The following is a 4,005-nucleotide window of genomic DNA, read 5'->3' as shown; positions in this document are numbered from 1 at the left end:
CCTCTTGCTGGGCAATCTCCTCCACCTTCCCTGGGCTATAGCCAGGATAGAGATTGACATTAGAGCGAACTCCAGCCGAGCGAAGAGATTGATCCACACTTCCATAAATCTGGGGATCGGCCAGAGCAGGATCTACCACATCGAGAATAACTCCTCCTGCCGCCAGGTGCGCAGTTGACCAACCTAGCCAACAGCCGATCTCCAAAGCGTTTTTTCCTTGTAGCTTAAGGGCAGTGTTATAAAGAATGTGGGCTTCATCTCGACTGACAAAGCCAATACCAGGCTGGCGTTGATCTGCGTACCAAAGATGTGGAACTTCTCTCCTCACATGAGGCCAAGGGTGAGATTGTGGATCGATAGCAGCTAGAAAGGGAAAGCATGGGTCAAGGTTTACTCTTTTTTGATTTGCCGAGACGTAGTCGTATCTCTTGACTGAGGTAAGTTTCTCAATGGGGTAACTCAGGTATGTTTCAACTCTAAAACCCTCGGTTGTAGGTACAATGTGAGTTGGCTTTTCCTTAGTCTGGCCTGAAATATGTACAATGCCTAGAGGAGTGTGAGGTGAGGAAGGATCCACCCAAAGCCTCCTCCGAGGATCCCATAGAAGTTCCTGGTAATTAGCTAGCCAGTTACAACTCAAGGGCAAGAGTTCAACTCTATCCAGACCTAAGTCCTTGTAAATAGCTACGTTTAAAGCAAATTGATCTGTGAGGATGTCAAGGCAGTTATAAATGGCTTGACTCAGTCTTCTGCTCCACGCTGACTAGTGAGGAGATCGCCCAGTCCCAGAAAACACACCGGCATTCAGCAAAGGCTCTATCTCTAAACCAGCAAAATCCGTGTAGTGAAAGTAGCGACTATATTGCAAAGCTATCCAAGCGTGTCTCACGGATCTGGTGCTGTGTTTAGCAAATAACTCCGGGACTATTGCAAAGCCCTTTCTTTTTGCTCCCAAAGCAAGAAGATAAATTGCAGACCAGTCTTGCACCCAAGCATCTGCATCAATCCAAATATAAACTTCATAGCCTGGAAAGTATTCAGGAAGGAAAGGCCTACAAACTAGTGCCTTGAGATACTTGGGTTGTCTATCAATGTCGGGAATATCATAGTCCCAATCTGGCTCAACAATGTGGTCAACGTACTGACCTATCCATTGCAACTGCTCCGGTGTACAGCCTACATCCAAGAATCCAATATCTACAGAGTGCCCCTGAGGTTTTTCTCGGATGGAGAGAATGGTCCCCTGAACCAATTCAAAAAACTTGCTGTCAGCAGCCGTAACGATAATGGTTGAGTTCATAACCTTAAGTCTCTCCTCCAAGGCTTGAATTGTTGTCGACAAAGCAAGCCCTGCTTAGATAGCAAAGGACTCCTCTTTGGCCTGCTACAATTTCTCCCTGCCAGAGGAGATGGGTAGGGTCCAACATCTGGTCAATCCGCTTGCGGTCTTGCTCAGAGGTAAACTCCACGTAAATCACCTTGATGTCCCTAAGCTGCGGCTGCAGGTTAGCCAATACCTCCACCTCATCCCCACCCGTAGCTACCCTGAGCACATCGATGGACTCCAAACCCAACTCCTTCAAAGCTTCCCTGGCTTCTCGGAAAGGGAGCAGCTGCTCCACTCCCCACTCGGCCTGAGGATCCTCCGGCCAGAGCCGACAAGTTCTGCAACTATCCTGCCCCGCTAGCCCCACCGGATGCACAAAGCAGTTGCCCAGGCCAAGAGCATTTTGCTGCAGCAGGTGTAGAGCTAACGAATGCACAAAGCAGTTGCGCAAGCTGAGAATATTCTGCTGCAGCAGGTGTAGAGCTAACGAATGCACAAAGCAGTTGCTCAGGCCAAGAGCATTCTGCTGCAGCAGGTGCAAGGCCGAGGGATCCACCTCAAAACAATGAATGGCCGCCTCAGGGCAGAAACCCCGAAAACAAACGCTACCAAGGCCTACCCCAGCTCCGATGTCGATAACCGTCTGCACCTGACTAGACAGAAACACAGGAAAGTTAAGATACGTCCTCTCGTAAAAAACGGTGTCTGGGTAGAGCTTTACCGAAAGCCTGAGTTTGCCAAAGTCAAAGCCAGTCGACACTGCTTCCATTAACTTACTGGCATTGGCCAAAAGAAGTTGGTGGTCCTCTGCCAAGACAAAAGCAAAGTTAGCCCTCACAGACCGCCCCAGCCGCTGCAAGTCTCCCACCGTGCACACCACCGCATCAAAGCTGGGCCAACTGCTCGGCTCCCCCCTCACCTCATGAACTCGCTCGGGCACTCCCTTCTGCTGCAGCAGGGCACAGGGATCCCCAAACCCCTCTTCCACATACAGCTCCAGCCGCGGCAGGTCCAGCAAGTCTGCTGCTATCACTTCCGGACAACCTTGGCTAACCAGCACCTGCAGCCGCTCTTGCACTCGATGCAGCTCTTGGATGGGCTCGTAAATCCCCAGCCGTGTGTCTATCCAAGCCGAGCTGGCGGTGCTGACAAAGTAGCGAGCATCGGAGCAAGGGGAGTAGCGAAAAGGCTCCGGCAGTTCTCCTCCAAACACCCACTCCAGGAGATTTTGGATGCGGTGGCGGGGATGCCACTTTTCATCAAAGGTGTGGTAAGCGCGGCGGGCAATTTGAATGGCCTCCTGGGGATGGTCTAGGTAGTAGCGGATTTTCTCCAGGAGTTGGGCTTCGGAGTTGTAGGTGTCGCAGTAGGTGCCGGGCGCCAAAAGTTCGTCCAATCCTGAGGCGAAGGAGAGCTGGTCAGTAAGCAGAAAGCCCCCTGCAGAAATCACTTCCAAGTTCCTTAAGTTCAGATCCCCGTTCAGGCTGCAGTTAAACGAAATCAGCGATTCGGCAAATAGGCGGGCTGCCTCTTGACGGTTGGCAGTTTTGGCAAGAATGGGCAAGTGTGCCCTCTTTATGGCTTCGACCAGACGGGAACGTCTGGGATGCTCGGATCCCTGATGGCCAATAAAGACAACTTGGCTTTCTCTTGCTTCTACCCACTTGTGGACAACCGTATGCATGGAGATGAGAGGTAGCCAGGCCAGGTTTTCCGCGCCCGCCGCGGCAAACCAGTGCAGGTGCTGGCGGTTGGGAGCAGTAACAACATAATCAAAGGCTTCAACGGCCCAGTAGGCCAAAAGATGTTCGATGGGGAAGTGGGAATGATGCGTATCTCCGGCTAGCAAGACAGTTGGACAGCCAAATTTTTTTGTGTTGAAGGGGTTGCTGTATTCGCAGCTGCAAGTTCGTACAATCACCAAGTCAAACTCTTTATCCACAATCTGCTCAGACTGCTGGACAAAGTCATAGAGGTCATAATCTCCTTCCGGACACTCCACCAAGCCTTCACGACGGTTGACATAGCCTAGTCCAAAGCCCCCCACTCTTTTTTTGGGACAGACAGTTACTTGCCGATCTGAAAGCTGCGGCGGTGGGACGTAGTCTGGCGCAGTTGGCCAGCTCAGGAGAACTCGCGGTTGCAGAGTTTCTTTGTTGGAATTTTCCATAGCTCGTCCTTCTAATCAGTGCTGCTGACAAAGTGTAGCTTCTGCCCAGGCTACAAAGAGGGCTAGTTTTGCACTATCCTGCCCTACGTGCATCCATAATGACAAAGTCAGGAGCCAAGTGCTGATTATACCTACACACCTACCAAGTTAGACGGTGCATTCGCGGAAAGCTGGCAGCGCAAGTGCCAAATGGACTCACTCATCTGCGTTACCCAAGCCTGGTCGCAGCAGCGCCCCAGCTGCTTTGCTGGCAACAATGAGATGGGGGAAGGTTTCCAGACATTGAGGCCGCGTGGGTTTGCTGGGCCACTGCTTCTGGGGAATTGGTGCCCACCGAGGCCGAACTGGAGCGGCAAAGGGCTGAGCAGGCCGAACAATGAGCAGAGCGCCTGGCCCAGAAGCTGCGGGAGCTGGGGGTAGATCCAGACGCCCTGTAGACAGCCAAGTAACTCAAGACAACAGATGGATCCCTAGGAGGCCAACAGCAACACAGGTAGCTTTTGAATAG

General features: G+C 51.9%; 2 protein-coding genes. Both read right to left on the bottom strand.

Features of this window, described 5'->3' with window-relative positions:
• Positions 1 to 763: 763 nt before the first annotated feature.
• Positions 764 to 1,300 carry a hypothetical protein gene (locus ACVWVQ_RS14195; protein ID WP_457467421.1) on the bottom strand — a complete coding sequence of 179 codons (537 nt, stop codon included), beginning with the start codon at positions 1,298 to 1,300 and terminating at the stop codon, positions 764 to 766.
• Positions 1,301 to 1,304: 4 nt separating this feature from the next.
• Positions 1,305 to 3,497: a glycosyltransferase family protein gene (locus ACVWVQ_RS14190; RefSeq protein ID WP_457509078.1), complete on the bottom strand. Its 2,193-nt coding sequence runs from the start codon at positions 3,495 to 3,497 to the stop codon at positions 1,305 to 1,307.
• Positions 3,498 to 4,005 lie beyond the last annotated feature (508 nt).

This window comes from Thermostichus sp. MS-CIW-36 (assembly GCF_054059035.1).
This window is presented reverse-complemented; position numbering and strand designations above follow the sequence as displayed.